Genomic DNA, 24417 nt, shown 5'->3' on the forward strand with positions numbered 1-24417 from the left:
CCCTCCTCATCCTAATTAAAGACGACGTTGATATTTGTTTCTGATCAAAACAGCAATTGAATTCATGAGTAGCAACACGGCTAAAAGAACAATGATTCCTGCTCCTGCTACATACTGCCATTCTTCCTGTGGTCTACCTGTCCAGTTATAGATCTGAATCGGCATCACCGTGTATTTAGCAAGTAATGACTCCGGTAACGTGTAGATCGCAGTGGCTGCACCTACGATAATTAAAGGCGCAGTCTCACCAATTGCACGAGACAAAGCGATAATTGCTCCGGTAAGAATTCCCGGAATTGCAGCTGGTAAAATCACTCGTGCAATGGTTTGCCATTTAGAAGCTCCCATGCCATAGGATGCTTCTTTAATTTCGGCCGGAACCGAACGAACAGCTTCTTGGGCAGCTACTACGATAACAGGAAGAATCAACAATGCCATCGTTAGTCCACCAGCAATGAGTGTATAACCGAAATTAAACATATAAACGAAGAACGTTAATCCTAGTAGTCCGAACACAATGGAAGGCACCCCAGCTAAGTTTTGAATGTTTACTCTGATAAATTCCGTAAACTTATTTTTAGGTGCGTACTCTTCCAAATAGATCGCTGTCGCAACACCTATAATGACAGCAAAAATAGCAACAATAATCATTAAGAATACTGAACCGATCAAACCAGCATAAATACCCGCTTCTTCCGGATAGGGTGCTGGGAAGTTCAAAATATAGTCAAGACTTAGATAACCAATTCCTTGAGTCAATACACGATAAAAAAGTAAGACTAGAAAGACTAATCCCACTGCAGTAGCCATACCAAACAAGACCATAAGGACTTTGTTGAAGGCTACTCTCCCTTCCATACGTTTCTTGATATTTTGTTCATTTTGACCAAGCATCAATATTCCTCCCTGAACTTACGAGAAATGTACTGAGCAATAAGGTTCATGACGAGTGTGAAGACAAACAACGTCATCCCTACTGCATACAAACTGTAATAAATGGTAGATCCGAAAGTGGTATCACCTGTTGCTGCTTGCACAATGAAAGCAGTCATGGTTTGGATCGATTCTGTCGGATTGAATGTCAGATTAGGTGTAGCCCCTGCTGCGATCGTTACAATCATTGTTTCTCCGATAGCTCTTGATATAGCAAGAACAATGGATGCGATGATTCCGGATAGTGCAGCAGGTAAAACCACCTTAAATACAACTTCTAATTTTGTTGCACCTAATCCGTAAGCTCCTTCCCTTAAAGCATTAGGAACAGAGTTCATAGCATCTTCTGAAAGAGATGCGACCATAGGAATAATCATGATTCCGACAACAAAGCCACCACTTAGGGCGTTGAAAATCCCTAAATCAGGAATGAAGGATTGAAACATTGGTGTAATGAATGTCAAAGCAAAATAACCATAAACGACAGTCGGGATTCCTGCTAAAACTTCGAGCACAGGTTTGATCACACGTCTTACTTTATCATTTGCATATTCACTCAAAAATATGGCCGACATGAGCCCCAAAGGTACAGCTACAAGCGTGGCGATCAAAGTGATGAGTAATGTACCCCCAATCAATGGAGCAACCCCATACTCACCGGACCATGGTGACCAACTTGTTCCTGTATAAAAATCAACTAAAGACACATTGGAAAAGAAGCCAATAGACTCTCTCAACAAAGTAAATAATATCCCTACAGTTGTTAGGACACTAACTGCAGCACAAAGAAGCAAGAAAAAAGGAATGATTTTCTCTATTCTTTCCCCGAAACTCTTCTTCTTCTTATTCCTTTCAATCATTTGTTGGACGTCAATCATTTTCCCCTCTGATTGTAACCCCTTGTCCATGTTAAAAACTCCTCTCATCCATAAGGCAAGGTGAGACCCCAATAAAGTCTCACCCTCCTTGTTAGGTTTTCAAATCAATTACTCTGCCCAGCTTTTCGCTGTTTCAAGTTGCTCTTGATACTTATCTTCTGGAAGAGCTACATACCCAACTTCTTCAGCAGCTTTCCCAGCATTGTTCAATGTGTACTCTACGAAGTCACGAACTTGTGGTTTTTCTTTATATGCATTCACGTTTACATAAGTGAATAGCGGACGGGAAAGTGGTGTGTAAGAACCGTCTTGGATTGTTTCACCATTTGGCTTCACATATTCTTCACCGTCTTCAGAAATTCCAAGAACTTTCAATACATCTTCATTTTCAGCATAGTAAGCATATCCGAAGAAACCGATTGCGTTTGGATCGTTTTCAATACCGCGCACAAGTACGTTGTCATCTTCAGAAAGTGTAGTATTTTCTCCTTCTTTCATCGGCTCTTCTTCTAGAATTACTTCATTGAAGTAGTCGAATGTACCGGAATCATGTCCAGGGCTGAAGATTTTAATTTCTTCTTCTGGCCATTCTGGATTGATATCAGACCACATTGTAGCGTCTGAAGATTCAAGGAAAATTTGTTTCAACTGATCAATTGTCAATTCTTCAACGAAATCGTTTTGTTGACTAACAACAACAGAAAGACCATCATAAGCTAGTTCAAGTTCTTCCAATTGAATGCCGTTTTCTTCAGCAGTTGCCATTTCTTCTTCTTTAATAGGACGAGAAGCATTACTTAAGTCAATTTCGCCTACTGTGGATTTTTTGAATCCACCGCCGGAACCGGAAGAGTTTACTGTTACGTTCACATCAGGGTTTTCCTGATTGTAAGTGTAAGTCAAGTTTTCCATGATCGGGAATACAGTAGAAGATCCATCAATCGCGATTGGTCCGGATACTTCTTCTGAGCCTTCAGCGTTTGTGCCTTCTTCTGAGTTGTTGCCTTCTTCAGCTGCTGGTTCCTCTTCAGATCCTCCGCATGCAGCAAGTACTCCCAGCACTAGGATGAACATTAGCATTAGTGCTAAACTTTTAAAGTTTTTCATTTCTTTCTCCCCCTATATTTGTGGTTATGTTTTTTGTTCGACGGCTTGGCCATCTCACATTTTATATATTAACGAGAGAGTTTTAATGACATATGAATCAAACGTAAAGGTTTTGTAAATTGGCGTTTTTTGTTGAATAAACACCCTTATGTTTGGATAATCCACACAATTCTTCCGTTAATATAAAAAAGGAGTGATACTTGTCGTATCACTCCTCAGTTTCTGCTTCTTCATCTGAATTATTCGCTTGTATACCGTTCTCTTTACGTTCCTCTTTCAGTTCAAAATACGCTTGCCCGATCCGTGCACCAATTTTGTTGCTGATATCAAACGTGCTTGTTGCGTTTTCTCCTAAATAAGGGGAGACAATGGAGAAAGCAATTTCAGGATCATTCGAGGGTGCATATCCAACTAAGGTTTTATTCAATAGATTCTTATAGGTTGTTCTTTCCCCATTTTCATCAAACACAGCTTTGAATGCTTGTGCTGTTCCTGTTTTGACAGCCATATTATACTTTGCATAAGGCTCTTTAGAGAACACATGACTGGCTGTCCCCTGATTTGTTTGAGCCACTTGCCTGAACCCTTCCTGGACTCTTTCAATATATGACTGATCCATTTCTAATTGGTTCAACACCTGTGGACTATAATCTTTGTACAAAGGACCCAGTCCATCTTCTAGTGACGGCTCATGAACACTTTTCACCAATCTTGGCCTCATTCTGTCACCGCCATTAGCTATGGTGGATACATATTGGTTTAACTGCATCGGCGTATAAGTGCTGAATTGTCCGATGGAGAAGTCCAGGATGTGTCCTGGGTTCCCAATTTCACCAGTGACTCCTAAACCTTCATAAGGGAAGTCTATACCTGTTTTTACGCCAAGGCCTAGCTGATTAAAATTAAAAATGAAATTATCAAATGTTCCATCTTTTAAAGACAGATAGTTCATATCATAATTGTTGCTATACTCTTCACCCAAGTACATCGCAAGGAAGTACATATAGACGTTTGAGGATTGTTGAAGAGCTGCAATATCATTGACTGTACCTATATTAGACGTGTAGGAACCTTTTTGCCTTCCAGCAATTGTTATAGGTTTATCATTGATCCAAGTATTAGGTGTCACGGCCCCTTCATGTAAACCAGTCAAGACAGTTGCTCCTTTTACTATGGATCCAGGCATATAGGAATTATAAAGAGCCTGATGGGATGTATCGGAGAATCTGGATTCCCCCTCTTCAGGATTTCTGTTGTAGGTTTGACCTGTAATCGCCAAAATTTCTCCTGTATTTGGATCGGAGACGACCGCAACCGAATTTTCCAGGTGTCTGTTTGGACCAGGCGCTTTGCGAATTGCTGCTTCCAGCTCCTCCTGAACAATCTTGTTGACTCGTTCTTGCAATTCCATATCAATCGTCAGGACGAGATCTTTGCCTTTCTCTCCTTCACGAATCACCTTGGAATTAATTACATTATTGTTCTTATCCGTTTCGTATTGGACCTTTTCTTTCGTACCTCTCAGTACATCCTCATACTCTTGTTCCAGCCCACTTGTACCTACTCGATCATTACGGCTGTAATCCAGCGACATGAAATAATCCAGTTTATCTCGCGGAACACCTTGTTCTTTCGAAGTAATGCTGCCAATATAACTGCGGAAAACAGAATCATATGGATATGTACGCTCCCAATCCGATGTCACATTGATCCCGGGCAACTCAGCTAAGTGTTCGGCCACAACAGAATATTCCCTTTCAGAGATATCCGTATTTTTCAAAACGTGAGGAGCAAGAGCATAGGCTTTGTCTAATTCCTTCTTAATTGCTATGATCTCCTTCGTTTGGTTGTCATAGCCAGCAATTTCGTCTTTTCTAATGCTATCTAATTGAAGTTGATAGACTTCACCATTATCCAATTCTGATGTATCCTCATCTTCAATACGCGCAGTAACTTCTTCCTGATTTTGAAGAAAGAAGTACTCCTTAAGATCTCTATCCGTTAACTTCCCTTCAAATTCCATATCTATATATTTAGATATTTCTTCAGCTAATTGCAGCTTATCTTTAGGTTGAACACCTTTTGGAGGTGTATAGGTAATTGAATACAACGGCTGGTTATCAACCACTACACGGCCATATCGATCATACATTTCTCCCCTGGGTACTGGTATGCTGGTCGTTGTGTTTTCTGTACGGTTAATTTCTTCCTGGGCCTCTTCCCCGTTTAGAATTTGAACGACCCCAAGTTGAAGTATGATCCCAGAAAATATTAGGAATACAACAAAAAACACCACGTTCAATCGGAAAGAAAGGTGTGACTTGTGCTTCGATTTGTTTTTTTGCTTCTTTCCCATGAACTCCTCTCCTTCTTTTCATGCTTCATTCATTATAGCATTTTTTATGCACCATAGAATAGACGAAGCTCATGGGTTATTGGGTTCAATTATGTGACGATTCTGTGCACTGCGTGTCAATACCCTTCACAAAGAAATAAATAAAGAAATGACCGCCTCCAACAATCAACAAAATATAAGGGATTCCGGTTTCCGGCGGGATAAGAGTTATGGCAAAAAGGAAAATTACAATGGACAATACTCTCCCGATATTAAGAAAAATTTCTCTGACTACAATGTATTCAATCCGCATTTCAGCTGCATTCCACGATTTTCCTATAACGTCGTACGTCAAAGAAATATATGGCACATAGAGTAATGGGAAAAATACACCTGCAACCCCTGCATAGATGAGCAAAAGAGCCATCGTATCACTGAACAGTAAAATCAAAACGCTCAGATATAAAGCCAATCCTGATATGAGAATCGCCTTCTTCCTCCTCCTCGGTTTAACCCACCGACTGACAAGAAAATAAAATAGAAAAGAAAAACCAGAATAAACCAAGTTGAATACACCTAAAGACAACTCATCTTCAGTCATTAAAAAGATCCAGATAGAAACAGCAAATAAGAAAGTCCCTTCTCTGAAGCCCTGAGAAACATGAGCATTCAATATACGTCTCCAATTTGAGTTATTCTTTCTCTCTGATACAATTCTACGGAACGAAAAATTGCCCTTAGCCTTTCTTCTTGATAAACCAAAACTTACAAGGACAGCAATTATGAACAAGCCGAAAGAAATAGTGAAAATAACGGTGTATCCAGTAAAATTGTTCAACCTGGAAATGATATATCCGGCAAGTATCGGACCGGTCATTCCACCAAGAGATTGCAGCACACCAAGAAATCCATTGAAAAAATCCCGGGTATCAGGTTCGGTAATTTCAAAGGTCAATACATTGTAAGCAAGCCAATAAAAGCCATACCCTACCCCCAATAGTGAACCCAGCATAATATTAAACGTAGCGGCCCTTTCACCCACGAGTAACACGGTTAAAAAAAACAAAGAGAGAACGGTCACGCCGGTTCTCAACACGATTACACGATCTATTCTCTTCGCGCACTTGCCCGCTAATATGAAAGTTAATGGTTGTAAGACATAAATGGCTAAATTATATAGAGCTATGTCAATGTAGCTATTGGATTGTTTCCATAAGTATATATTCACAAATGTACTGGATAAGAATATACCGAGAGAGTATAAGCCTCCAATGAGAAGTAACAGCAATAAATCTTTTGATACATTTTCGTGGCTGAGCCACACACGCAGCTTACTCACCATATCCATGTCTCCTTTGTGTTCACCTTTAGTGTTTTCAGAACAAAAGGAGATATACAAAAAGAGAGGCATGGATTAATATCCATGCCTCTCAGTTATTTTCAATTATTTAGCTGCGTCGAAACGCTTAGCCACTTCATCCCAATTTACAACGTTCCAAAATGCTGAAACGTAATCAGGACGACGGTTTTGATAGTTCAGGTAATATGCATGCTCCCAAACATCAAGACCTAAGATTGGAGTTTTACCTTCCATAATCGGAGAATCTTGGTTAAGAGTATCGATTACTTCAAGGTCACCATTATTGACTACTAACCAAGCCCAACCAGATCCGAAGCGGCCTTTGGCCGTTTCTTCAAACTTTTCTTTGAACTGGTCGAAACCGCCGAACGTATCATTGATTTTCGTAGCAAGATCACCTGTTGGTTCACCGCCACCATTCGGAGACATGATTGTCCAGAAAAGGCTGTGGTTTGCGTGGCCTCCTCCGTTACGGCGCACCGCTGTGCGGATATCCTCTGGTACAACAGAAAGATTATTGGAAAGAAGCTCTTCCAAGGATTTGTCTTGAAGATCTGCATGCCCTTCAAGTGCATTGTTAAGCTTTGTCACATATCCGTTGTGGTGCTTCGTATGGTGGATGTTCATTGTTTCCTTATCAATAGTAGGTTCTAGTGCATCATAAGCGTAAGGTAGTTCTGGTAGTTCAAATTTAGCCATAATGTAACTCCTCCTTTAAAATAATATGTAAAACAGAAGCATTCCGCTTCATATTTTACATTATCAAACGGAAAATTGATTAGCAAATGTTTTGCATCACGATATTAAGAATTCCCTGAATGCAAATTTTAAAACATAAAAAAACAACCAAGCATCACTTGATTGTTTAAACTGAGTGGCTCGGGACGGAATCGAACCGCCGACACACGGATTTTCAGTCCGTTGCTCTACCGACTGAGCTACCGAGCCATAATTATATTTATTATTTATTATTGGCCATGCCTCGATAATCTTTCATCAATTATGTATCATGGCGGAGGAGGAGGGATTCGAACCCCCGCGGGCCGTAAAGCCCCTGGCGGTTTTCAAGACCGCTCCCTTCAGCCAAACTTGGGTACTCCTCCGTAACATGTTGTGGTGGACCCTGCAGGACTCGAACCTGCGACCGATCGGTTATGAGCCGATAGCTCTAACCAGCTGAGCTAAGGGTCCACATGGGGCGGTTGATGGGAATCGAACCCACGAATGCCGGAACCACAATCCGGTGCGTTAACCACTTCGCCACAACCGCCACGTTTTTTTATTTATGTATGTTTGGTGGCGGTGGAGGGAATCGAACCCACGACCTCACGGGTATGAACCGTACGCTCTAGCCAGCTGAGCTACACCGCCAATTGATATCGCTTGTGAGCGACTTTAATAATATAACATTTCCATTTAAAAGCGTCAACTGTTTTTTTCTCTTTCAAATCAGCGACAAAAATAATATATCACGCTCTTCTCTTCCAATCAAGGTTTTTTTAAAGAAAAATAATGTATTGAATATACTTTTACATATGCTCCCTATTGTAGAAGACTCAGTTTCGAGACTTTTGGTGAGTGGACGAGGTCTGCGGGTACTAGCTCGCTTTCCGTGGGAGCGCAAGGAGCACATACCACGCATCCTTTAAGGAAGACTGACCTAGTTGGAATAGTGAATGACAATTCCTGGCCGTGGATAAAGGGTCAGGGAAACAACGATTTGCAGTGCTTTGAATCAGTCAGTAGCAAAACACACACGTTTGTGTCTCTATTCGTTTTTCATGCGGACGTTTCCCAGACCCTATTCCCGGGCCTTATTCGTGCAGATGCTATGGTTAAAACCACTCTATAATGCCGTGAGTAAACAGGTCTTTATTACAGAGCTCGGCAGGTTACTGTTTGGGGGATTTCGAGAACCTCATATGGCAAAGGGGCGGAGGGAAACGGTGAGACTCCTGTGGGAAGTGCGTGGTAGATGAGACCCCGCAGAGCGTTAGCTCGAGGAGGCTCATCACTCGCAAACGGAAAACGAACCTTTTCCCGGAGCCCTAAACTCTCACAAAAATCTCGAAATCGAGTCTTCCACAATCCTGCCATATTCTTTAATAACATTTTTTATATTACATATCCGTTAAACAAAAAAAGGCGGCTGTGTCAGCCGCCTTTTTCCTTTATAGACTTTCCTTTTCTCCCAATACTTCCTCAGCAATGTTCACGGCATGGTCACCGATACGTTCTAAGTTGCTGATCATGTCTACAAATACAATACCTGCTTGTCCTGTACACACACCTTCGTTCAAACGGATGATGTGTTTCTTACGATAACTACGTTCCATACGATCCAACTCATTCTCTTTTTGGACGACGGCCAATGCTTCTTCGCGGCTCATCGTTTCAAGAGATCTTGTCGCCTGCTTGACGGTCATTAGCGTAAGGTCAAACATTGTATTCAAATCCTCAATGGCCTGAGGGGTAAGGTTCACTTTATTTGAGTTCTTATAATCGATCAGCTCAATGATATTCTCAAAGTGGTCACCAATACGTTCTAAATCTCTGACAGAATCCATTAGTGCCGAATGCTTATGACTTTCCTCATCCGAAAGAGAAGCTTGAGAAAGATCCACGAGATAATCTGTTATTTTACGATCAAGGTTGTTCAAAGCATCTTCAATCTGCATGGCAAGTTCAGAGTGCTTTTGCTGTTTATTGTTCAAATAAAGGCTTGTCTCTTCAAGACCTTTATAAGCATATTCACCCATACGAACAACTTCTTCTTTTGCTTGGTCTAAAGCAAGGGATGGAGATTGTTCAATAAAGATCGGATCCAAATGCTGTGGTTTATGGTCAATTTCTGAATCTTTCCCTGGTACCAGTTTAATGACAATCCATGCGAGGACTGCAATAAACGGGAATTGTACAACCGCATTAGCAATGTTAAAGGATCCGTGAGCGAAGGCAATTGTCATTTCAGGCTCTAGATCCATACTCGTTTGTAACCAGTTCACATATCTTTCAAATGGAACTAGGAAAATCAAGAATACGGTAGCACCTAACACATTGAATATGACGTGAGCAAATGCAGCTCGCTTCGCGCCGACACTTGCACCTATGGAAGCAAGAACTGCTGTAATTGTTGTACCGATATTATCTCCAAACAATACAGGAATAGCTGCTTGTAAATCCACAAGTCCTTCTCCCAACAACGTCTGCAAAATTCCGATTGTTGCACTGGAGCTTTGTACGATAACCGTGAATAGGGTACCTACAATAACACCCAAAATAGGGTTATCACTCATACTTACCGTCAAATCTTGGAAAGCCTGTAATGATCGAAGTGGCTTCACTCCTCCACTCATTACTTCAAGTCCAAAGAACAAAGCACCTAGACCAAAGATGGTCTGACCAAAGTTCGCAACTTTTTTACTTTTGAAAAAGAATAGCAAGAAAGCACCAACGGCAAGGATTGGCAATCCATAAGCTTTAATATCTATACCAATAATAAATGCGGTCATGGTGGTACCAATGTTGGCACCCATAATAACACCAATCGCTTGTCTGAATGTCATGAATCCTGCGTTGACAAGACCAACTGTCAGTACGGTTGTCGTACTACTACTCTGCAAAAGAATCGTAACGACTGTACCCGCGATCACACCCATAAATGGATTGCTCGTGAAGCGGTCTAACAGTTCCCTCAAACGATCTCCCGCCGTACGTTGTAGTCCATCCGCCATATACTTTAAGCCGAATAGAAAGATACCGAGTCCACCGATGAATTCAAATATCATCTGTTGCACATCGATTTCCATGTTCTCCACCCTTTCTTCATCCAAGTTTCATCATTTTTCTCTTTATTAAAACAACCTCACTCATATTAACCATGGAAAAAGCTTTTGTAAAGGCAATTCATGAATCTTAACATTAAATTTACATTCGCATAATACCAACACAACCGTAGTGTGTTATTTGAATTTTCCGATAAAAAAAGGCCCTCATAGGGACCTTTTATGAAGCCTTCTCATTTATTGTAGAAGTATCTTTATATTCTTCTTTTACATCTCCCTGGGATTGTTCCTCTTTGAATTCTTCCTTTTCAAATTGATTGGAAGCAATAATAAGGGAGAGCTCTTGGGTAAGTCCTATCAGATCAGTAGTAAAAGCATCAAAGGTTTGCATCGTTATTTGTTGGCGGTTAGAAGTTTCTACTAATTCCCCTGTTGAACGAGCCTGATTTGATGTAACTTCTTTCATGCCTTCAATCACATTTTCCATACGCGGCATAACCTCTTTGCCTTCTTTTAACTGATATTTAGTGGACTCTAATTGTAAATTAAATGTACTCATTCCATCCGATAAATTCCTGAAGGCATCTTTTGAGATATCCATTTGCAGCTGCCTTTCCTGAATTTCTCTTTCCATTCGGTCAAATTGTGTGGAAAGATCTCCTCCGAGAGACATGACATCCTTCATCCGCTGATCAATATCAACAGCTGCTGTTCTGGACCGATCCGCCAGTCGTCTAACTTCTTGGGCCACTACGGCGAATCCTTCTCCATGCTGTCCGGCACGAGCCGCTTCAATAGAAGCATTCAATGCAAGCATTCTCGTCTGCTCTGCAATATTTTGTATTTTGGTTCCCGAATCCTGGATGTTCAACATGTAATTTTGAAAAGATTCGATTTTTGAAGTCATTTCTTGAATTTCTTTTCTCAAACTGTGGAAAGATTGTTCGACCTGCTCCACTCCTCCATTTCCCACTTGAACAGCTTCATTCATTCTTTCCTGTTCTCCAAAAAGGTTTTCCAACGTTTGGTGTATCTGACCGAATACCCTATTCAATTCATCGAAAACTTCTTTTTGGCTGTCCATATATTCTGAAGTTTGATTACTTTCCTCCTGGACTTGATTCACACTTCTGCTTAAATCCTGATGGACAAGCTTCAACTCCCGAGAGGAATCATCCATCTGTTCTCCTCCCTTTTCAAGTTGAACAACAGCCCCTTGAAGGGAAGATAGAATCTCCGCAATTTTATGTATAAGCTCTTCATAACTTTTTCTTAACGACTGGATCTCAGGAAGGCTTGTATTAATGGAGCTTGCTTCACTAAGAACCCCATTTCTCGCTTGCTTCATAACATGTTGCATCTGTTTCACTGGATGAACGATTTTCCCTACAACCAAATAAACAATTATACCAATCGCTATTGTGGTAATGAGACCTAATATCAATGTGTACATGGCCATTTGGCGCACTCCACTCATAAAATCCCTCTCTGGGACTCCAAGAACATAAATTCCTTGTAATTCTTGGACAGGTGCGTAAGATAATACAAAACCTTTCCCATCCAACTGCACGGTTTCTGTACCATTCTCTTTGTTCAGAAGTTCCTTCGCAAGAGGTTCAGGAAGAGGTGCTTCATCCATTGTAGGGTACGAATAGATTCCCTCGTTATTAATGAGATAAGCTTCAGAGGATAAACCATCTTGTTGGATTTGCGCCTGTTGCGCATTTGAGTATCCTTCCATGCGTTTTGTGAATTCTTCCTGGTCTCCAACGAAGGCGTACATCAATTGTTCTGCTACATCCTGAGCCATCAACAACTCGCGTTCCAGGCGATCCTGAACCAAATCCATTTGATTTTCTTTAGCTTTCATGTAAGAGAAGAAACCAATCATGGAAACTGATATAAGCACGAGAGCACAAACGATGGCTGTCAGCCTTATTTGCAAGTTGATTTGAGACCATAGCACTTTTAACGCCACCGGCTTGAATCGTATCCCTATTTTCATAAAAAACACTCCATCTCTTTGATTGATTGCACAAACAAAGTATGACGACAGAGTGTTAAGGGATTGTTAACGATTTTTTAAAGTTTGGTAATTTCACAACTTCTTGACCAGGATTTTTGTACCATCTACTTTCACGACCTTAATTTTATCCCCGGAGGTAATCCACTGGCCGTTTGAAACAGCACTGTATTCTTCATCCTCAATTCTTATCGTACCTACAGGTCTCATATCTGTGAGAGCTTCTCCTTTTTGATCAAGTAAGTACTGGTACTTTTCATTCATTGAATTATACCCCATCTCTGACGACAGCTGATCATTGAGAGCCATTTTCGACCACATCTTTCTGTGCTTGAAAACTTTCAAGAACAGCAAAGAAGCCGCTCCACCTAAAATAACCCCTATTACACTGTACAAACCCGCTACCCAATTAGGTGCACTGAATCCGACAGCAATAATCATCGTTACAGCACCAATTACCGCCAGTGTCCCATCATTCAATAGTTTCCCATCAATAATCATAAGAATGATTCCCAGAAAATATACGAGCATCATGACGATGAACATTTCTGTTTCAAGATAACCTGAAAAATAGACAGTTATAAAGCCGAAACCGATAATCGCAAACACTCCACGCATGTTAACGAGTAATTCCCCTATTAAAAACATAGTACCGAGAAAAGTAATAAATAAAGCGATCCAATCATAAGTAAACATGATGGTTCACATCCTCTCCTTAATTACTATATGTACGTCCGAAGATGTCCTTTTGTTTCAAAGTTACAATTATTTTTTCTCCACTAACCCCATGATATAATGATGACAACATTTATGAGTTTACACAAATTTAACTCACAAATGTGCATATTTAAGGTTCCTGACTTCTCATTTATAAAAATAGCCCTTATAATGAAGATTGGAATTCATCTTGCATACCTTTTTGTGAATATACAAAGGAGCGATATTAATGGCAATTACGCACAGAAAAGATACTCGTCCCGTAAGAGTCGGAGACGTTACGATAGGTGGATCGGATGAGGTTGTTATCCAATCCATGACCACCACCAAAACACACGATGTAGAAGCAACAGTCGCTGAAATCAAGCGTCTAGAGGAAGCCGGATGTCAGATCGTCCGAGTGGCTTGCCCGGATGATCGAGCTGCTGACGCCATTCCTGAAATTAAAAAACGCATCAATATCCCACTGGTTGTTGACATCCACTTCGATTATAAAAAAGCTCTGAAAGCCATTGAAGGTGGAGCAGATAAGATTCGTATTAATCCTGGGAACATCGGGAAACGCGAAAAAGTCGAAGAAGTCGTGAAAGCAGCCAAAGCAAAAGGCATTCCAATCCGAATCGGAGTCAACGCAGGTTCTCTTGAGCGCCATATCCTTGAAAAATACGGTTACCCGACCGCAGACGGAATGGTTGAGAGTGCTTTGCATCACATCAAGATTCTCGAGGACCTTGATTTTCATGACATCATTGTGTCCCTTAAAGCTTCTGACGTGAAATTGGCGATTGAAGCGTATGAAAAAGCTGCTGCAGCTTTCAACTATCCAATTCACTTGGGAATCACTGAATCAGGAACCCTTTTCGCAGGTACTGTAAAAAGTGCTGCCGGACTTGGGGCCATCTTGAGTAAAGGGATAGGAAGTACCGTAAGGATCAGCTTGAGTGCTGACCCTGTGGAAGAAGTAAAAGTAGCGAAAGAACTTCTCAAATCATTCGGTCTTGCATCGAATGCTGCAACATTAATTTCCTGCCCGACTTGTGGACGGATTGAGATTGACTTGATCTCTATCGCCAATGAGGTTGAAGAATATATCCAAACCATTAAAGCACCAATTAAAGTAGCTGTACTCGGCTGCGCAGTTAATGGTCCAGGTGAAGCGAGAGAAGCAGACATTGGGATTGCCGGTGCCCGCGGGGAAGGTCTACTCTTCCGCCATGGGGAGATCATCCGTAAAGTACCTGAAGACATCATGGTCGATGAACTAAAGAAAGAAGTCGACAAATTGGCTGAAGAACACTACGAAAAAGAGCGTAAAGAAAAAGAGAAACTAAAACAAGAGCAAGAACAATCCTAAAAAAAGGTGACCCTGATCAGGGTCACCTTTTTGTTTATATCAAGTTATAGATCGGCGCGAAGAATAATGAAAATGCGATGGAAACGATACTGACAATAATCGCCATATTCCCTAACGTATCGGCTCCGCGTCGCTTACCAATGATCCCGAGAACAATCCCGGCCGCACCGAGAATTAACGGAGCAAAAAAGAAAGAAAGGATCGCGGCGGATAATCCCAACCAGCCCATCCCCACTTTTACATCTTCCTCTTCTTCCATTGTTGTTTCTTGTTCTTCGTTATTCATCGGCTCATCGATCGGCCCTACGGCCGCTTCCTGAGCGAACTCTTCCTCATAACTATCGCCATAAACAGGCTCATCTGATTCACGACCGTGATTATCAACGGCGACAACGTCATCAAAGTCAGAAGCTCTGGCTTCGCTGTTACCAGGTTCTTGTCGTAAATCATGGTCTTGAATTTCTTCAAAAGCTTCGTTCAACACCTGTTCTGTCGAAGGTTCGTCATGTTCATCAACAGCCTCAACATGCACTTGTTCTATTTCATCCCCATGCTCAGGGGCCTTTTGTGTTTTATGATTCTCAACAGTATCTTTCGGATCATGCATTAGAATACCCTCACTTTCTGTTTGAAGAATCATGATTATTATATGGAGAGCCCAAGAAATTACATGAGGGATTTGATGGTAAAAAACCGCCTGACATCACGTCAGACGGTTACAATCAATTCGCTAATACTACGGTCGTATGACCTTCTGCTTTCTCTTGAATTTCTTTTGCATACCAGCTTTCGGCATGTCCATTTTCTTCTTTATATTCCTTCAAGCCGCCCATACCTCGGTGATAAGCTGTGAGTGCTTCGTCCCAATTATCGTATTTGTTTTGTAAGAAATCTAAATAAACTAAAGATAATTGCATGGAATAATAAGGGTCGAAAAGCAACTCTTCTTCATAAGGTAAGCCAGCCATATCAGCAATCCAAGGAGCCGTGTTTTTCATAAATTGTGACATCCCATAAGCATGTCCATATTTCGTTTCAGGTCCTACGAGCTCAGGATCAAAGGTTCCTCCTGTTTCCACTTTCAGTAACTCATAAACAAGAAAAGGGTTGATTTTATAGCGCTCTGCTTCCTTAACCAGGTACATGGCCCAGGATTTTTTGAAATTCCCATCACTTTCTTTTACGAGACGGTCTGCCTTTTTCTCAATTTCCGGCCACGTATGATACCCATTTTTTTCTTCTGCTGCTGAAGGCTGTTCCTTCAAATAATCATTCGTGGACTGTAGCCGCTCAATTTCCTTGGATAGCTTTTCATTTTTATTTTTCAATTCCTGCTTTTGATCAGCCAGGGCTTTTTCCTGCTTTTGGTTCCATTGGTTTATAGTAAAGAATGCCGCCACAACGAGAAGCAATGCAATACCCGTTGTCCAAAGAGGTTTTTGTTCCTTCATATTTGTTTCACTCCTTCACTTTCTGCACATTGGTACTTTTGACTAGTACCACACTGAACCCATTGGCTTATACTAACCGATTGGTATATGTAATTCAATTGAAACACTTATAGACATAATTTTTTAAAAACACAAATCCTTCTCAACATTCATATGGTGTAGTAAATACGGTGAGAGGGAGTATAAGCCTATGAAGAATGTGGCACAACAGTTAATTACCCAGAAATTGAAACAGTTAACCGTAAAAGAACTACTTTTTTATAGTCAGAAATATCAAATCCCAATAACTAAGGATGAAGCTGCTGCCATTGTCACAGCTTTAAAGAAAAACAAGGATAACCCCTTCGACCCTGATGGAAGAAAGCGCATGTTCAGCAAACTCGCGAAAATCACATCAAAAGATACGGCAAGATCTGTATATAAATTGCTCATGAAAATGTCCAAAGAATACGGTGTTGAGCATTGGTTAAAATAACTTACCCCCATATTAATTCAACAAAAGCTTCCTTTTGTTGAGGTCTCAGTTTCGAGACTTTTGTTGAGTTTGATGGGGGCTGCGGCAAATGGCTAGCTTTCCTCGGGAGCTTGGTGAGCCTCCTCGGACTGCGTCCTGTGGGGTCTCACCAAGCACTTTTTTTCTTTAGAGGTCTCCCATTCCCCTCCGCTCCTTTACCATATAAGTGCCTCGAAACCACCCCTGGAATAAGTTGCTTTTACTCACAAGGAAAGTAGAGCTATATGAAGTTCCATAATCGCTATTCTGGATAAAAAAAGCTTGCTATAGAGCGCTTTATTACTATAGATCAGGAATTGTAAAAGACATTCCTCCTCGGATAAGGGCACAGCCACCCCTGACACCCAACACGGCAACGTACCCAGAAACATCTCGAAACTGACGCTTCAAGAACCCTGCCATTTACTTTAATGACTAACGAAAAAAAGAAGGAGCACAAGGGCTCCTTCTTTATTGCTGCATGATTTTATCTTTTAAACCTTCGTCAAATACGCCTTCTTTGACCATATCAATTTCATAGCGATACGGAGGCTTTTTATTTTTCTTATCTTCCCCTACATATGGTGTTTCAAGGATTTTTGGTAGATCTTTCAAGGTCGGATGATGAATGACTTTATGAAGAGCACCAAAACCGATATGGCCGAACCCGATGTTCTCGTGACGGTCCTTGGCTGCCCCTTGGATATTTTTACTGTCATTTACATGAATGACTTTCAGACGATCGATCCCGACGACTTTATCAAATTCATCTAAGACGCCATCGAAGTCCTCAATCACATTGTAACCTGCGTCATGAATGTGACACGTATCCATGCAGACAGATAATTTCTCATTAAGGTTCACCCCATCAATGATCTTTGCCAACTCATCGAAACTTCTCCCGATTTCAGAGCCTTTCCCCGCCATCGTTTCAAGGGCAATTTGAACCTTTTGGTCTTTATGAAGGACTTCGTTCAAACCTTCAATGATTTTTGGTAAACCTTTATCTACCCCTTGTCCAACGTGCGACCCTGGATGAAGAACGATTTGCCTTGCTCCGAGAGCTTCTGTACGTTCGATTTCATTTCTTAAAAAATCAACACCAAGCTGGAACGTTTCCGGCTTTGTTGTATTGCCAATATTGATGATATAAGGAGCATGGACCACGATGTCGCCGATGCCATTCGCTTTCATATGCTCCGTCCCTGCTTCAATGTTCAACTCTTCAATGGGACGGCGCCTTGTGTTTTGCGGGGCTCCTGTATAGATCATAAATGTGCTCGCACCATAGGAAGTTGCTTCTTCACTAGCGCCCAGCAGCATTTTCTTCCCTTTCATTGAAACGTGTGACCCAATCTTCAACATAAGATCTACCCTTTCTTATTTCTTCTTGAAACGGTTCTGTTTCAGCTTTCTCATATTCTTATCTGTCTGTTGCTTCATTTTCTTCTTATAACCAGGCTTCACTTTCTTCGGTTTCCGTACCATCTGCTTTGCTTTTTTCTCTAGATCGGAAGCATGTCGTTCACGGTTCTGTCGCTCGTTGTAGGCATTTGTTTCTTTCCATTCACCGTTTTTTACTTCATAAAATTCAAAAGTAAGTCCTTTTTTCTCGAGTTTCTGAATGAGAGGAAGGTCGGATTCCTTATACAAATTAATAGCCGTTCCTTGCATTCCAGCTCGAGCTGTTCGTCCTACTCTGTGAATGTAGAATTCTTCTTCTTTCGGCATCTGGGCGTTGATGACATGACTGACGCCTTGAATATCGATCCCTCGTGAAGCAAGATCTGTGGCTACAATATATTGATAGCGCAAGTTTTGCAACTCTTTAAGCATTCTTTTTCTTTCTCTTGGTGAAAGCCCACCGTGAAGAATTCCTGTTTCAAGACCTCTGTTCATCAATTCACCAGCTAGCTCGTCGGCATGATTTTTGCCATTTGTAAAAATGATGGCCAAATAAGGCTGGATCGCCTTCGATATTTCAACAATCACATCGGCCGGGTCTTTATGTCTTAGCGGGACTAGTCGATGCTCCATCGTTTCTGGTGATGGTTTGTCATCTTCAATCTGGATGTGTGTAGGGTTCGTCAAATATTTCTTTAAGAATGGTTGCAGTCGTTCTGGAATGGTAGCTGAAAAGACGAGCATCTGTACATCCTGGTCCATCCGTACAAGAATTTGGTCTACCTCTTCAATAAAGCCTAAATCCAGCATCAGGTCTGCTTCATCCAGCACAAACGCTTTGGCTTGGTAAAGATCAATCGCCTCTTCTTTAACCATGTCTAAAATACGACCCGGTGTTCCGACGACAATGTGAGGAGGTCTGGAAGATAGTTTTCCGACCATTTTTTGCTTATCCGTACCACCTATGAGGAGTTTTGAACGCCAAACCTCTTCTTTTCCAGCCATTTGAATTGCTTTTTTTACTTCATCCTGAATTTGGATGGCTAACTCTCTTGTGGGCGCTGTAACCACAAACTGTACGTGGTCTGCCTCGTCATCCATATGATTGAACAATGGAAGTAAATAGGCATGGGTCTTACCTGATCCTGTATGGGACTGTCCGATAAGACTCTCCCCTCTCAAGGCTGCAGGCAGTACCTGCTTTTGAATGGGGGTGGGTTTCTTAAAACCTAATCCCTCTACAATTCGACTGACTGTAGAAGTGATGGCATATTGATCAAATGTGTGCTTACTCATAACCGTTCTCCTTTAATGTAAAATGTTCCTTCCTTATTATAATAGAGCTGAAGGTAAATTGCACGATAACCTTGTCTTAGAACGTCTTTCTTTGTCATCTTTCCCTTTACCCTTTATAATGATAATGGTATCTTTAAAGTTATTGGATTGGATTTATAGAGGAGGACGTTAATCAATGGAAGTCATTAAAATCGCCCCTCGCGGTTATTGTTATGGTGTAGTAGATGCAATGGTCATTGCTCGAAACGCAGCTAAAGACCCGAATCTGCCACGTCCTATATATATACTAGGTATGATTGTCCACAACTCACATGTAACCGACGCCTTTAAGGAAGAAGGAATCATTACTGTTGATGGAAAAAATCGCACCGACATGTTAGAAGGCATTCATGATGGAACGGTTATTTTTACCGCTCACGGTGTTTCTCCTCAAGTGAAGGAGCGCGCGAAAGCGAAAGGTCTCACCGTTTTAGACGCCACTTGCCCTGACGTGACCAATACCCACAACTTGATTAGAAAAAAAGTGGCTGAGGGATTTGAAGTCATTTACGTAGGGAAAAAAGGACACCCGGAACCAGAAGGCGCTATGGGCGTAGCACCAGGTAAAGTCCATCTCGTCCAAACGGAAGAGGATGTGGAAGAACTCAACATTGATCATGACAAATTGATGATTACTAACCAAACGACGATGAGTCAGTGGGACGTCTATGATGTTATGGAAAAAGCGAAAGAAAAGTATCCGCAACTCGAAAAACAGCAGGAGATTTGCATGGCAACCCAGGTACGTCAGGAAGCTGTTTCCGAACAAGCGGGCGAAGCAGATTTAACGCTGGTTGTTGGTGACCCGATGAGTAACAACTCCAATCGACTTGCCCAAGTCTCTATGGAAAAAGCTGGTACAACGGCTTACCGCATTGCTGATGTAACAGAAATTCAATTAGAGTGGTTGGAGGGTGTCGAGAAAGTAGCCGTTACAGCGGGCGCTTCAACTCCAACTCCTATAACAAAAGAAGTCATTAAGTTCATCGAACAGTTCGATCATAATGATGAAAGCACATGGATTCGCGAGTCAAAAGTTGAGCAGAAAAAGATTCTGCCGCCCGTCCGTGCCAGAAAAAAAGTGAAGAGATAGAAAAAAGGATGAAAGCCAGAGCTTTCATCCTTTTTTATACAATTGTAAAGGGCTCCGTCTCCGCTTTGGAAACAAAAATGTTCAAATCTCCATCTTTATTACACTTCTCATTTAAGTACCGTTTTACTTTCGGACAGACGACTTTTTCAACGTGATGACCGGGGTCAATGACGGAAAGCCCCATTTCCATGGCATCTTGTGTCATATGAAAAGTCATATCTCCGGTAATATAAACATCGGCCCCACTTCTCTTGGCTTTATGAATGTATTTTTCACCACTGCCTCCAAGAAGAGCTACCTTCTTCACTTTTTTATCCATATTACCAGATACACGCACATGAGGGACATCGTACTCCTTCTTGATCAGCTCGACGAATTCCCTTAAAGTCACAGGGTTTACGAGTTCTCCTACACGCCCTGCCCCCATTGATTCACCTTCATTTAATAATGGATAAACATCATAGGCGACTTCCTCATAAGGATGAGCCTCTTCCATCGCTTTCAAGACTCCGGATAGGCGTGATTTTGGAACAATCGTCTCGATTCGTTTTTCATCCACGATTTCAAGTTTTCCTTGTTCACCGATATACGGATTCGTTTCATCTTCCGGTTTGAATGTCCCTTGCCCCGAAAGTTGATACGTACAGTGACTGTAATGACCGATATGCCCTGCACCTGCCTCACTAATCGCATCCCGTAATTCATCTGAATGGTTTTCAGGGACGAAAACGGTAAGCTTTACGACTGAGTCGCTTCCTGTTTCGATCAGCGGCCGACAATTCGTTACTCCGATCAGTTCGGCCATAACATCATTCACACCGCCTTTGGCAATATCAAGATTCGTGTGAGCAGCATAAACCGTGATGTCATGTTTAATCAGTTTTTGGACAATTCTCCCTTTAGGTGTATCCAAATTAATTTGATTCAATTTGACAAAAAGCAGAGGGTGATGAGCAATGATTAAATCCACTTCTTTGTCAATCGCTTCGTCTACAACATTCTCCAAAACATCCAGGGTAACCATGATGTTTTTCACCGGTTTATTGAGGGTGCCAACCTGGAGGCCCACATTATCCCATTCAAAAGCCAACCCCTTGGGTGACCATTTTTCAAATTCACGGATGATATCCTGGGCTGTGTATGTTCGATTCATGATTGCAATACCTCCTCTAACCATTCCATTTCCTTTTGGTGTTGTTTCAATTTCTCTTCATCAGGAGAAGTCGCTCGCTTCATCTGTTTCACAATATATTGTTTCTTCTTCCATTCCTCTTTACATTTTTGGATAAACGGCTCTGTTTTTTTCTCTAATAAAAACGGCCCCAGCCACATTTCCTTCTCTATGATTTGCTGATGGTAACAGGAGGAAGGGTCTCCCTTTTCTGCCACAAGGATTTCATAAATGTGCCCACTTTCCTCTACAATTGTCTCATCGATAAGTGTATAGTCATGTTGGAAGAACCACCTTCTAAGAGATCTTGCGTCGATGTTGGGTTGGACGACAATTCGATTGACTTCAGAAAGCTTATCTTTTCCTCCCTCAAGAATATCACGGATTAAAGGTCCACCCATTCCAGCAATGACAACCTGTTTTATTTCTCCAGGATCAACAACTCCGAGGCCGTCACCGAGACGGACATCAATGCGATCCTCAAGCTTATGTTTTTCCACTTCGTTTTTTGCACTATCATATGGGCCTTGATTCACTTCACCTGCCACAGCTCTTGCTTCCGGATCATTCAAACATACAAAGCACGGAAGATAGGCATGATCCGAACCAATGTCCGCAAAATGGGCCCCTTTCGGTAAATAGTCGGCAACAAGTGCTAAACGTTGAGATAATTGATTTACATTCATAGACTCTTTCCTCTCATAAAAGAAAAGCTTTCTGATTGGCCAGAAAGCTTTTCGTTCTTCTTCTTATTGTTATTTCTTTTCAGCAAGCCATTCGGCCAATTTAGTTGCTTGTTCTCCTGTGTAAAGACCAGCAGGCATGGCAGAACCTTTACCATTTACGATGATGTCATTAATTTCTTCAGCTGAATAGCGGCTTCCTACTTGTTGAAGGTTAGGGCCAGCTCCCCCGCCAAGGTCTCCACCGTGGCAGCTTGCACATTGGTTCTGATACAACTCTTCAGGACTTGCACTTGCGGTTTCTTCTTGCTTCTCACCGCCGCCCTCTTCTTCATTCTGAATAGCTTCGCGTTGATTAATCCCAGCTGCAGATACGACAATCATAACGACGATCCCCAGCACAGCGATAATTGCGAATGGAATCACAGGGTTCTTTCTCATTTGTTGCAACCTCCTTATGTATTCCCTCATATAGAATTTTCGTGTCTATTCGACTATATTTATTTTACTTGAAAACCGTTACTTATTAAAGAGATATCATGTGAAAACTTATGAAACAATGTAAATAATTAAAAAAATGAAGCCAATGACACCTGAATAAAAAAGCGTTTTCACCTTCCATAACCATCCAAGATAAATCCACAAGGTCAAGTTTAAAGTGAGCGTTATGTAAAAGGACAGCCCCAGACCTATCATATTTTGATTAAGGTGAACGGTTAAAAGCAGAAGAATTAACGCACCATTGAGAAGCGGAATAAAAAGCCAGTCCGACTTTTTATATTGTAACCAACGAATATGAATCCATACCCCGATTACAAAACTCGACAAAACCACTGTTTGCATTATGATTCCCATTTCAGTAAAATAAATGACAAGAAATGAAAGGGGTAACAAAAAAGCATTCATTGCCATGAACATATAAAAGGCGAGGCTTTGTGCACCTTTAGCGCTCTCTTCGTTCTCCTGACCTTCCCCTTGAGTATAAAGCGCTAACAAGAAATTGCAATATTCATCCGGAAGCAAATGATTTTGTTTCCAGTACCTGATTTCATCAACGATGGTTTTTGTCCTTTCATGTTTCATAGCAGCCTCCAAAAGAAAAGATAACTCAGGAGCCCTCCCGCATCCATTTGCGAAACGACCCCTGAGTCGGAAGAATCTTTATTCCATGAAGTCCTTCAAACGTTTGCTCCGGCTTGGGTGGCGGAGTTTACGCAGAGCCTTCGCTTCGATTTGACGGATTCTCTCGCGAGTTACCCCAAACACTTTTCCTACTTCTTCAAGTGTTCTTGTACGTCCATCATCCAAACCGAATCGAAGTCTGAGTACATTTTCTTCTCGATCTGTCAATGTATCAAGGACATCCTCAAGCTGTTCTTTCAACAGTTCATAAGCTGCATGATCTGAAGGAGATGTCGCTTCCTGGTCTTCAATGAAGTCACCTAAGTGAGAATCATCTTCCTCCCCGATTGGTGTTTCTAATGATACCGGTTCTTGAGCAATCTTTAGAATTTCACGGACTTTATCTGGAGTCAGGTCCATGTCCTGTGCAATCTCTTCCGGCGTTGGTTCACGGCCAAGATCTTGAAGAAGTTGACGCTGAACACGAATCAGTTTGTTGATCGTCTCCACCATGTGGACAGGAATACGGATCGTACGAGCTTGGTCAGCGATCGCTCTTGTAATCGCCTGGCGAATCCACCATGTGGCATAGGTACTGAATTTGTAACCTTTACGATAATCGAATTTTTCTACCGCTTTGATCAGACCCATGTTACCTTCTTGAATTAAGTCAAGGAAAAGCATACCTCGACCTACATATCTTTTAGCGATACTTACAACAAGTCGCAGGTTGGCTTCTGCTAAATCACGCTTGGCTTCTTCGTCGCCATTCTCAATACGTTGAGCAAGACTGATTTCATCTTTGGCAGAAAGCAGGTTCACTCGACCGATTTCTTTGAGGTACATACGTACAGGGTCATTGATTTTGACTCCAGGTGGTACACTCAAGTCATTAAGATCGAACTCTTCCTCTTTATTCAATTGCTTCATACTTGGATCTGATTCAGAATCCCCGATTACTTCTACACCTTGTTCATTCAGGTGTTCATAGAATTCATCCATTTGATCAGAGTCCAGTTCGAAGCTCGATAGTTTTTCCGCTACCTCTTCATATGCGAGGATCCCTCGTTTTTTCCCTAACTCTACCACTTGCTCTTTCGCTTGCTCAAGTGTTAATTCTGTTTGATTCTCATTTTCTTTAGAACGTGATGGCTGTTGTTGCTTATCTGCCAT

Annotated in this window: 21 protein-coding genes and 5 tRNA genes; 3 read left to right on the forward strand and 23 right to left on the reverse strand. The window is 41.5% G+C overall.

The window, feature by feature from the left end; genetic code table 11:
- Positions 1-15: 15 nt before the first annotated feature.
- From pstA to DYE48_RS03735, 14 genes are all read right to left on the reverse strand, one after another.
- Positions 16-894 (reverse strand): phosphate ABC transporter permease PstA, encoded by an 879-nt coding sequence (gene pstA / locus DYE48_RS03670; protein WP_115822466.1) that lies wholly within the window; start codon positions 892-894, stop codon positions 16-18.
- The gene (gene pstC, locus DYE48_RS03675; RefSeq protein WP_089651714.1) at positions 894-1841 is read right to left on the reverse strand and encodes a phosphate ABC transporter permease subunit PstC; all 948 of its coding nucleotides are present in this window, start codon (positions 1839-1841) and stop codon (positions 894-896) included. The genes pstA and pstC overlap by 1 nt, the downstream gene beginning before the upstream one ends.
- Positions 1842-1919: 78 nt before the next feature.
- The gene (locus tag DYE48_RS03680) at positions 1920-2918 is read right to left on the reverse strand and encodes a PstS family phosphate ABC transporter substrate-binding protein (protein WP_115822467.1); all 999 of its coding nucleotides are present in this window, start codon (positions 2916-2918) and stop codon (positions 1920-1922) included.
- 208 nt (positions 2919-3126) lie between these two features.
- Entirely contained in the window at positions 3127-5274 is a 2148-nt protein-coding gene (locus DYE48_RS03685; RefSeq protein WP_115822468.1) for a peptidoglycan D,D-transpeptidase FtsI family protein, read from the reverse strand.
- A gap of 85 nt (positions 5275-5359) precedes the next feature.
- Positions 5360-6595: an MFS transporter gene (locus DYE48_RS03690; protein WP_115822469.1), complete on the reverse strand. Its 1236-nt coding sequence runs from the start codon at positions 6593-6595 to the stop codon at positions 5360-5362.
- A gap of 102 nt (positions 6596-6697) precedes the next feature.
- Positions 6698-7312, reverse strand: a complete 615-nt coding sequence (locus DYE48_RS03695) for a superoxide dismutase (RefSeq protein ID WP_089651710.1) — start codon at positions 7310-7312, stop codon at positions 6698-6700.
- A 176-nt stretch (positions 7313-7488) separates the two neighbouring features.
- Positions 7489-7561 (reverse strand) — tRNA-Phe (locus DYE48_RS03700).
- Positions 7562-7623: 62 nt separating this feature from the next.
- Positions 7624-7716, reverse strand: a tRNA-Ser gene (locus DYE48_RS03705).
- 11 nt (positions 7717-7727) lie between these two features.
- Positions 7728-7804: transfer RNA gene (locus DYE48_RS03710), tRNA-Ile, on the reverse strand.
- 3 nt (positions 7805-7807) lie between these two features.
- Positions 7808-7883 (reverse strand) — tRNA-His (locus DYE48_RS03715).
- A gap of 24 nt (positions 7884-7907) precedes the next feature.
- A tRNA-Met gene (locus tag DYE48_RS03720) sits at positions 7908-7984 on the reverse strand.
- 800 nt (positions 7985-8784) lie between these two features.
- Positions 8785-10422 carry a Na/Pi cotransporter family protein gene (locus tag DYE48_RS03725; RefSeq protein WP_089654346.1) on the reverse strand — a complete coding sequence of 546 codons (1638 nt, stop codon included), beginning with the start codon at positions 10420-10422 and terminating at the stop codon, positions 8785-8787.
- Between the two features lie 196 nt (positions 10423-10618).
- Positions 10619-12403: a methyl-accepting chemotaxis protein gene (locus DYE48_RS03730; protein ID WP_115822470.1), complete on the reverse strand. Its 1785-nt coding sequence runs from the start codon at positions 12401-12403 to the stop codon at positions 10619-10621.
- A 93-nt stretch (positions 12404-12496) separates the two neighbouring features.
- Positions 12497-13117, reverse strand: coding sequence for an NfeD family protein (locus DYE48_RS03735; RefSeq protein ID WP_115822471.1), 621 nt, complete (start codon positions 13115-13117; stop codon positions 12497-12499).
- A gap of 250 nt (positions 13118-13367) precedes the next feature.
- Here DYE48_RS03735 and ispG point away from each other — a divergent pair, with 250 nt between their 5' ends.
- A complete protein-coding gene (ispG, locus tag DYE48_RS03740) occupies positions 13368-14492 on the forward strand; it encodes a flavodoxin-dependent (E)-4-hydroxy-3-methylbut-2-enyl-diphosphate synthase (RefSeq protein WP_089654277.1) in 1125 nt (374 codons plus the stop codon).
- A gap of 34 nt (positions 14493-14526) precedes the next feature.
- Here the strand turns inward: ispG and DYE48_RS03745 are convergent, their stop codons facing one another.
- Positions 14527-15099, reverse strand: a complete 573-nt coding sequence (locus DYE48_RS03745) for a DUF4190 domain-containing protein (protein ID WP_115822472.1) — start codon at positions 15097-15099, stop codon at positions 14527-14529.
- Between the two features lie 115 nt (positions 15100-15214).
- Entirely contained in the window at positions 15215-15943 is a 729-nt protein-coding gene (locus DYE48_RS03750) for a transglycosylase SLT domain-containing protein (protein ID WP_115822473.1), read from the reverse strand.
- A 190-nt stretch (positions 15944-16133) separates the two neighbouring features.
- Between DYE48_RS03750 and DYE48_RS03755 the strand changes: the two genes are divergently transcribed.
- A complete protein-coding gene (locus tag DYE48_RS03755) occupies positions 16134-16418 on the forward strand; it encodes a DUF2624 domain-containing protein (RefSeq protein WP_089654280.1) in 285 nt (94 codons plus the stop codon).
- A gap of 489 nt (positions 16419-16907) precedes the next feature.
- On the opposite strand, the gene DYE48_RS03760 is transcribed toward DYE48_RS03755, so the two are convergent.
- Together DYE48_RS03760 and DYE48_RS03765 are read right to left on the reverse strand one after the other, a co-directional pair.
- A complete protein-coding gene (locus tag DYE48_RS03760; protein WP_115822474.1) occupies positions 16908-17801 on the reverse strand; it encodes a deoxyribonuclease IV in 894 nt (297 codons plus the stop codon).
- Between the two features lie 15 nt (positions 17802-17816).
- Positions 17817-19136, reverse strand: a complete 1320-nt coding sequence (locus DYE48_RS03765; RefSeq protein ID WP_115822475.1) for a DEAD/DEAH box helicase — start codon at positions 19134-19136, stop codon at positions 17817-17819.
- A 175-nt stretch (positions 19137-19311) separates the two neighbouring features.
- Here DYE48_RS03765 and DYE48_RS03770 point away from each other — a divergent pair, with 175 nt between their 5' ends.
- Positions 19312-20268: a 4-hydroxy-3-methylbut-2-enyl diphosphate reductase gene (locus DYE48_RS03770; protein WP_115822476.1), complete on the forward strand. Its 957-nt coding sequence runs from the start codon at positions 19312-19314 to the stop codon at positions 20266-20268.
- A gap of 34 nt (positions 20269-20302) precedes the next feature.
- Here DYE48_RS03770 and DYE48_RS03775 read toward each other — a convergent pair whose 3' ends face one another.
- The 5 genes from DYE48_RS03775 to rpoD all read right to left on the reverse strand — a co-directional run bounded on the left by DYE48_RS03775 (position 20303) and on the right by rpoD (position 24417).
- The gene (locus DYE48_RS03775; protein ID WP_115822477.1) at positions 20303-21421 is read right to left on the reverse strand and encodes a Nif3-like dinuclear metal center hexameric protein; all 1119 of its coding nucleotides are present in this window, start codon (positions 21419-21421) and stop codon (positions 20303-20305) included.
- Positions 21418-22125: a tRNA (adenine(22)-N(1))-methyltransferase gene (locus DYE48_RS03780; protein WP_115822478.1), complete on the reverse strand. Its 708-nt coding sequence runs from the start codon at positions 22123-22125 to the stop codon at positions 21418-21420. Before DYE48_RS03780 ends, DYE48_RS03775 begins: the two co-directional genes overlap by 4 nt.
- A 69-nt stretch (positions 22126-22194) precedes the next feature.
- On the reverse strand, positions 22195-22563 hold the full coding sequence (gene cccA / locus DYE48_RS03785) for a cytochrome c550 (protein WP_089654286.1): 369 nt from the start codon (positions 22561-22563) through the stop codon (positions 22195-22197).
- Between the two features lie 108 nt (positions 22564-22671).
- A complete protein-coding gene (locus tag DYE48_RS03790) occupies positions 22672-23205 on the reverse strand; it encodes a hypothetical protein (protein WP_115822479.1) in 534 nt (177 codons plus the stop codon).
- Between the two features lie 78 nt (positions 23206-23283).
- Positions 23284-24417 carry an RNA polymerase sigma factor RpoD gene (gene rpoD / locus DYE48_RS03795; RefSeq protein WP_089654288.1) on the reverse strand — a complete coding sequence of 378 codons (1134 nt, stop codon included), beginning with the start codon at positions 24415-24417 and terminating at the stop codon, positions 23284-23286.

Source organism: Halobacillus trueperi, assembly GCF_003386945.1.
Classification (GTDB): Bacteria; Bacillota; Bacilli; order Bacillales; family Halobacillaceae; genus Halobacillus; species Halobacillus aidingensis.